Annotated in this window: 8 protein-coding genes; 1 reads left to right on the forward strand and 7 read right to left on the reverse strand. The window is 65.7% G+C overall.

Going from position 1 to position 6,570, the window contains the following annotated elements:
- Window positions 1–376: 376 nt before the first annotated feature.
- Entirely contained in the window at window positions 377–1,699 is a 1,323-nt protein-coding gene (locus VJ811_RS09955) for a hemolysin family protein (protein WP_324072114.1), read from the reverse strand.
- 252 nt (window positions 1,700–1,951) lie between these two features.
- Here VJ811_RS09955 and VJ811_RS09960 point away from each other — a divergent pair, with 252 nt between their 5' ends.
- Window positions 1,952–2,641, forward strand: coding sequence for an OmpA family protein (locus tag VJ811_RS09960; protein ID WP_324072115.1), 690 nt, complete (start codon window positions 1,952–1,954; stop codon window positions 2,639–2,641).
- 148 nt (window positions 2,642–2,789) lie between these two features.
- Here the strand turns inward: VJ811_RS09960 and VJ811_RS09965 are convergent, their stop codons facing one another.
- The 6 genes from VJ811_RS09965 to VJ811_RS09990 form a co-directional block, all read right to left on the reverse strand.
- Entirely contained in the window at window positions 2,790–3,419 is a 630-nt protein-coding gene (locus tag VJ811_RS09965; RefSeq protein WP_324072116.1) for a MarC family protein, read from the reverse strand.
- A complete protein-coding gene (locus tag VJ811_RS09970; RefSeq protein WP_324072117.1) occupies window positions 3,416–4,093 on the reverse strand; it encodes a hypothetical protein in 678 nt (225 codons plus the stop codon). The genes VJ811_RS09965 and VJ811_RS09970 overlap by 4 nt, the downstream gene beginning before the upstream one ends.
- On the reverse strand, window positions 4,093–4,989 hold the full coding sequence (gene folD, locus VJ811_RS09975) for a bifunctional methylenetetrahydrofolate dehydrogenase/methenyltetrahydrofolate cyclohydrolase FolD (protein WP_324072118.1): 897 nt from the start codon (window positions 4,987–4,989) through the stop codon (window positions 4,093–4,095). The genes VJ811_RS09970 and folD overlap by 1 nt, the downstream gene beginning before the upstream one ends.
- A complete protein-coding gene (locus VJ811_RS09980) occupies window positions 4,989–5,288 on the reverse strand; it encodes a YggT family protein (RefSeq protein WP_324072119.1) in 300 nt (99 codons plus the stop codon). The genes folD and VJ811_RS09980 overlap by 1 nt, the downstream gene beginning before the upstream one ends.
- Before the next feature lie 44 nt (window positions 5,289–5,332).
- Window positions 5,333–6,241, reverse strand: a complete 909-nt coding sequence (argB, locus tag VJ811_RS09985) for an acetylglutamate kinase (RefSeq protein ID WP_414711933.1) — start codon at window positions 6,239–6,241, stop codon at window positions 5,333–5,335.
- Window positions 6,238–6,570 (reverse strand): queuosine precursor transporter (locus VJ811_RS09990; protein ID WP_324072122.1); only part of this gene is annotated, 333 nt, incomplete at its 5' end. The genes argB and VJ811_RS09990, both read right to left, overlap by 4 nt.

Consider the following 6,570-nt stretch of genomic DNA (forward strand, 5'->3'; position numbering starts at 1 on the left):
CTGCCACCTCCCCGTTCCGGGGAGGAACTGACTATGCCCGCTCTCCACCCCAAAGCAGGCGTCGCCTTTCAAATAGGCCTTTCCTACATTATCGGGCTGTGCCAGCCCTTGTCCCGGCTCTTTCATTTGGTGGATAAATGCGGTCGCTGCCCGGCTTGCCGGTGCGGTCACGGCGCGGCGTGCCGGGCGCGTCCGGCACACCGCAAGGTCCAAATCGGGAGGCGCACAGGGCTGAACTTTCCTGAACTTTGGAGCTGTGACGCCGTCTTTGCACCAACCGGACACCCCATCCAACCCGGGATGACAAAAGAGGGGATGGCAGCCCCCACCCCAAAGCGGGCCATCGTGCGGCGAGACACGGGCTCGAACCATGGCTCTATTCGGCCTCGTCGTCCTTCGGCTTGCGCACTTCGCTGACGAGCAGCTTGTCGATCTTGCGCCCGTCCATGTCGACGATCTCGAAACGCCAGCCCTTGTCGGTGAAGCGCTCGCCTTCCTTGGGCAGGTGCTTCAGGATCGCGAGCGCATGGCCCGCAGCAGTCGCATAGTCACGATCGTCGCCGAGTTCGATCCCCAGCCGTTCAGCCATCTGGTCGGCGGGCATCGATCCCGCGATGAGCAGGCTGCCGTCCTCGCGCTCGACGACGAACGGCTCGCTGCCGATGTCCTGATCGGACGCGAATTCGCCCGCGATCGCGGCGAGCAGGTCGGCGGGCGTCACCAGCCCTTCGAAATGGCCATATTCGTCGTGGACGAACAGCATCGGCACCTCGGCGGCGCGCAAGGCTTCGAGCGCGTCCATCGCGTCGATCTGGTCGTGGATCACCTTGGCCGGCCGCATCAATTGTTCCAGGTCGAGCGTCTCGCCCTGGAACAGTGCCGCGGCGATGTCGCGCGCCTGCACGACACCGACGATATCGTCGACCGACCCGCGCGCGACGGGCAAACGGCTGTGCGGCGTTTCGACCAGCTTGTCGCGCACGCCGCGCGCGTCGAGCGAGATATCGACCCAGTCGACATCCTTGCGCGGCGTCATCACCTCGCGCACCGGCCGGTCGGCAAGGCGCACGACGCCCGAGATGATCGCGCGTTCGCTTTCCTCGATCACCCCCGATTTCGACGCCTCGGCGACGATCAGGTGCAATTCCTCAGCGGTCACCCGATCTTCCGATTCGCGGTTGAGGCCGAGCAGGCGAAAGACGAGCGCCGAGCTCGCGTCGAGCAGCCAGACGAGCGGCGCGCCGATTTTCGACAGCCAGTACATCGGCAGCGCCATGAAAATGGCGATCGGTTCGGGCGCGCGCAGCGCGAACTGCTTGGGCACCAGCTCGCCCGCGATCAGCGAGAAATAGGTGGTCACCGCGATGACGACGGCGAAACCCGCGGCGCGCGCATTCTCGTCGTCGAGGCCGAACATCGCCTGCAACCGCTCGCCGACCGGCGCGCCGAGGCTCGCGCCCGAATAGGCGCCCGCGAGGATACCGATCAGCGTGATGCCGACCTGTACCGTCGACAGGAAACGGCCGGGGTCGGCGGCGAGCTGGCGCGCGATGGCGGCGCCGCGGCTGCCGCGTTTTTCGGCGGCCTGCAAACGCGGTCCGCGCGCCGAGACGATCGCGAGTTCGGAAAGCGCAAAGACCCCGTTCAAAAGGATCAGGACGGCGATGATCGCGACGTCGGACCAGGGAAAGGGGGTCATGGGATAAATTGCGGGCGCACCGGCGCCTTGCCCCTATAAGGATCGGTCATCGGCTCCCTATAAGCGAAAGTCGCCGCCATGCACAATGCCACGCGCCTGAACGGCGCCGTGATGCACAATGGCGCGCGCCTGAACCTCCGGCTCAGCCAATGTTCAGCCGGATTTTGGAACCAGATGCGCGGCGATATGTTATCGGCAGGAAGGCGGCATTCGCAGTATCTTAGGGGCCGCCGAACAAAGGGAGCGAACAAGATGAACATCAAGACACTCAAGCTCACCACCCTCGCGACGATCGGCGTGATCGCGCTGACCGGCTGTGTGACCGACCCGGTAACCGGCGAGCGAAAGATATCGAAGGCCGCGATCGGCGGTGTTGGCGGCGCGCTCGGCGGCTATCTGCTCGGCGATCTCATCGGCGGCAAGAACAGCCGCACCGAGGAAATCGTCGGCGCGGGCATCGGCGCGGTCGCGGGCGCGGGCGCGGGCTATTATATGGACCAGCAGGAAAAGAAGCTGCGCGAACGCACCGCGGGCACCGGCATCGATGTCGAGCGCCAGGGCGACCAGCTCGTGCTCAACATGCCCGGCGACGTGACGTTCGACCTCAACAGCGCGATGGTGAAGTCGCAATTCCGCGGCGCGCTCGACGGCGTCGCCACGACGCTCGCCGAATATCCGAGCACCTATATCGACGTCTATGGCCACACCGATTCGACCGGCAGCGACAGCTATAATCAGGGCCTGTCCGAACGCCGCGCCGCGTCGGTCGCCGACTATCTGGGCGGCCGCGGCATCCAGCGCGCGCGCATGGCGACCCTCGGCTACGGCGAATCGCAGCTCAAATGCTCGCCCGAACAGAGCGAAGCCGATTATCAGTGCAACCGCCGCGTCGAAATCCGCATCGCGCCGGTGACACAGGCCGACGTCAACGCGGCGCAGTAAACAAGAGCCCTCCCCCTTGATGGGGGAGGGTTGGGTGGGGGTGAGGTTTCAGGCGCGAACCGAGGTCGCAACGCACCCCCACCGCTGCGACTAGGCAGCAAGCTGCCAAGTCTCGCTGCCTCCCCCATCGAGGGGGAGGTTGTCTATTCTAACCTAGCGACGGGAAGCTCGCCTTCAGCCCGTCGATCACGAATTGCGCGGCCAGCGCAGCCAGCAGAACACCAAGCAGGCGCGTGATCACCGCCTCGCCCTTGTTGCCGATCAGCCGCATCAGCGGCCCCGCCGACAGCAGCGCGGCGAGCGTCAGCAGCAGCACGAGCAGCAGCGCACCAAAGATCACGAAGGCGCGGTCGAGCCCGCTGTTTTGCGACACGAGCAGCATCACCGAGGCGATCGACCCCGGCCCGGCGAGCATCGGCATCGCCATCGGAAACACCGACACATCCTCGATCTCGGGCGTCGCCATCACCTTCTCGGCGCGCTGCTCGCGGCGCTCGGTGCGCTTTTCGAACACCATGTCGATCGCGATGATGAACAGCATGATCCCGCCCGCGATGCGGAAACTGTCGAGGTCGATGTGAAGGAAGCTCAGCAGCGCTTCGCCGAACATCGCGAAGAAAACGAGGATCAGCCCCGCGATCACCGTCGCGCGGATCGCCATCGAACGCCGCTGCTGCGCGCTCGCACCCGTCGTCAGGCTGGCATAGATCGGCGCGCAGCCCGGCGGATCGATGACAACGAACAGCGTGACGAACGCCGAGATGAAAAGGTCGATCATGGCTGCTTCGGCGCCGCGACCCGGTCGTCGATGACGGTCGCCATGTCTTTGCCGTCCCACAGGCGAATCGTCACGCGGCGCGATCGGTCAGGCCGCACGGTCGACGTCCAGCTCAACGTCTGGTCGGGCGACAGGCCGACGGCCATATCCGCACCTTCGCCGCCCGCCTCGATCGGCACCGCGGGGCGCGAACCGCAGACCGCCTGCTTCGATGCGATGAATTCGGGGGCTTCGCGCGGACTCGTCAGGCCATCGCCATGGTCGAGGATCCAGCCCATCTTTCCGCTTCGGGAATCGCGCAACCAGACCGTGGTGAAAAAGCCGTGCGTCGCCCCTTTCTGCCACGCACCCGTGGTCGCGCCGGCGTTGCCGTCGCAGCTCACATAGACCGCATGCGGCTGCCACTTCACCGCTTCTGCGGGGTCCTTCTGCGCCTTGAGCCAATCGCGCGCCTTCACCCGTTGCGGCACGAACATAACCGCCTCAGGCGCGGAGGTTTCGCGAAACGCCGTCCACTGGCCCTTGTCCTGCGCCAGCCGGGCAAAGCCGATCTCGGCAGCGATGAAGGCGCTGGGGTTCGGTCCCAGCGGCCGATTGCGAATATCGTCTGGATCGCCGGCGCACCCCGCGAGCAGCGGCAGCGCGAAAGCAGCGGCGATCAGCAGACGATGCATCAAAAACCCTCCGGATCGGCAAGCCCCGCGCGGCGATGCGCCGCGACGAGCGTGTTGCGCAGCAGGCACGCGATGGTCATTGGGCCGATCCCGCCGGGCACCGGCGTGATCGCGTCGGCGACCGCGGCGACGCTGTTATAGTCGACGTCGCCGACAAGCCGGCCTTTCGCCGCGCCGTCGGCGGGCGGCAGGCGGTTGATGCCGACGTCGATCACGACCGCACCGGGCTTGATCCAGTCGCCCTTGACCATTTCGGCGCGCCCGACCGCGGCCACGACGATGTCGGCGCGGCGGACGAGGCCCGGCAAATCCTTCGTCCGGCTATGCGCCATCGTCACGGTGCAGTTCGCGCCGAGCAGCAACTGCCCCATCGGCTTGCCGACGAGGATCGAGCGCCCGACGACGATCGCATCCTTGCCCGACAGGTCGCCGAGCCGGTCCTGGAGCAGCAGCAGGCAGCCATAGGGAGTGCAGGGCACCATCCCGGCGATGCCGAGCGCGAGGCGGCCGGCGCTGACCGGGGTCAGCCCGTCGACATCCTTGTCGGGATCGATCGTCGCGACCGCCGCCTGTTCGTCGAGATGACCGGGAAGCGGCAGTTGCAGCAGGATACCGTCGACCGCTTCATCGGCGTTGAGTTTGGTCAGCAGCGCCTCAACCTCGTCCTGCGTCGCGGTCGCAGGCAGGCGATGCTCGAAACTCACCATGCCGGCGGCGATCGTCGCCTTGCCCTTCGACCCGACATAGACCGCGCTCGCCGGATCGTCGCCGACGAGCACGACCGCGAGGCCGGGTGACCGGCCCGTCGCGGCCTTGAACGCCGGAACCGCATCCGCAATCCGCGCCCGCAGGCCGGCGGCGAAAGCCTTGCCGTCGATCACCTGCGCAGCGGTCATCACGCCATTCCGTTGGCGTAGGCGAGCTTCGCGAGATAGTTCAGCACCGGCCCGTCGAGAATGATGATCAGGATCAGCACCAGCATCGGGGTCAGGTCGAGCCCGCCAAAATCGGGCATGATGCGGCGGAACGGACGGTAAAGCGGCTCGGTGATCCGATCGAGCACCATCCACAGCTGGCCGACGAACTGGTGGTGCGTGTTGATGACGTTGAACGCGATCAGCCACGACATCACCGCCTGCGCGATGATGAACCACCACAGGACCGTCAGGATGATGTGGACGATCTGGAGGAGCATGAGAAGCAAGGCGATTTCTCCGAAAAAGGGTCTTGCCGCGTCTCTTAGCGGTGAATGAGCGTCCCCGCACCCCTTGCGGTGAAAATTTCCAGCAGCATCGCGTGCGGAATACGCCCGTCGAGGATGACCGCCGCCTCGACCCCGGCATCGACCGCGGCGACGCACGTCTCGACCTTCGGGATCATCCCGCCGGTGATCGTCCCGTCGGCTTTCAGTTCGTCGATCGCCGGGCGGTCGAGATCGGTGAGCAGCGCCCCTGATTTGTCGAGCACCCCGGCCACGTCGGTGAGCAGGAAGAAACGTTTTGCGCCCAGCGCGCCGGCGATCGCGCCGGCCATCGTGTCGGCATTGATGTTATAGGTCGCACCGTCGGCGCCGAGCGCCACCGGCGCGACGATCGGAATGAAATTATCCTTCGTCAGATTGACGAGGATCGTCGGGTCGACCGCGACGGGCTCGCCGACGAAGCCCAGATCGACATGCCGCTCGATCCCCGAATTGGGGTCGGGTTCGGTCCGGCGGACCTTTTCGGCGAGCACGAGATTGGCATCCTTGCCCGAAATGCCGACCGCACGCCCGCCAAGCGCGGCGATCCAGCTCACGATTTCCTTGTTGATCTTGCCCGCGAGGACCATTTCGGCGACCTCGGCGGTCGCAGCGTCGGTGACGCGGAGGCCGCCGACGAAGGTCGATTCGATCCCGAGCTGTTTCAGCATCGCGCCGATCTGCGGCCCGCCGCCATGAACGACGACCGGGTTGATGCCGACCGCTTTCAGCAGAACGACATCCTCGGCGAAGTCGCGCTGCGCCTCGGGATCGCCCATCGCATGGCCGCCATATTTGATCACGAACGTCTCGCCGGCATAGCGCTGCAGATAGGGCAGCGCCTCGACGAGCGTTTCGGCCTTGGCGAGCAGGTCGGGCATTTTGGAAGGATCGGTCATCGACATCATCCGGCGTTCTTCGCATCAAGGTGGCGGCCGAGCGCCACCACCGCCATCACCAGCAACGGCACCATCACCGCCGACAGCACGATCTTGGCGATCATCTGGCCAAGCATCAGGTCGCCGATCGGGCGGACCCCATAGAAGCTGACGGTGATGAAGATCAACGTATCGATGATCTGGCTGAGCGCCGCGGCGACAAAACCGCGCAGCGGCAGCAGCCGGCCATTGTTCGCGGTCATCCGCGCAAACAGCCAGACGTTGAGGCTGACCGACACGCCATAGGCGAGGATTCCCGCCGCCATCATGCGCCAGCCCTGTCCGACGATGATCGGGAA

The sequence above is a fragment of the Sphingopyxis sp. genome, from assembly GCF_035250425.1.
In the GTDB taxonomy this organism is placed as follows: Bacteria; Pseudomonadota; Alphaproteobacteria; order Sphingomonadales; family Sphingomonadaceae; genus Sphingopyxis.